Origin of the sequence: Rhodanobacter spathiphylli B39 (assembly GCF_000264295.1) — a bacterium.
In the GTDB taxonomy this organism is placed as follows: Bacteria; Pseudomonadota; Gammaproteobacteria; order Xanthomonadales; family Rhodanobacteraceae; genus Rhodanobacter; species Rhodanobacter spathiphylli.
This window is the reverse complement of sequence record NZ_AJXT01000121.1, coordinates 1-368: the sequence shown is the minus strand read 5'-3', so window position 1 is coordinate 368 and position 368 is coordinate 1. Positions and strand designations below refer to the sequence as shown.

The 368-nt window shown below is 46.2% G+C and carries 1 protein-coding gene; it reads right to left on the bottom strand.

Translation table 11 applies throughout. The annotated features are described in order from the left end of the window. Window positions 1–151: 151 nt before the first annotated feature. The coding region (locus UU7_RS17855; RefSeq protein WP_083846030.1) for a zinc-ribbon domain containing protein at window positions 152–368 on the bottom strand (217 nt) is incomplete at its 5' end.

Genomic DNA, 368 nt, shown 5'->3' with positions numbered 1-368 from the left:
TTCTTTTGCTGCCGTGATACAATTAATTGGGATTGATGTTTTGCTCTACAGCGGCTTTTAAGCCGTTTTCTTTTTGCGTTCTTTTGCAACTGTCGTGACTTTTCCGTCGTTGATTTCAACCCTATAGCCCATCTGATACAATAGGCAGCAGTCATTCAGATTGACTGGCATGGGCATTTTTGATTTTTTTCTCATTTTTCTCCCGCTCCTTTCTTCTTTTTGCGCGGCACTCCGGGCACCGTTTCGGGAGCGGGTAGCCCATGTTGGAGTACCACATGATTTCTCTCCGGTTCATGGCGAAAACCTTGTTGCAGACTTTGCACTTCACGGATATGGCCGCGATACGGCCGATTTCTCGAGTTTCTTTC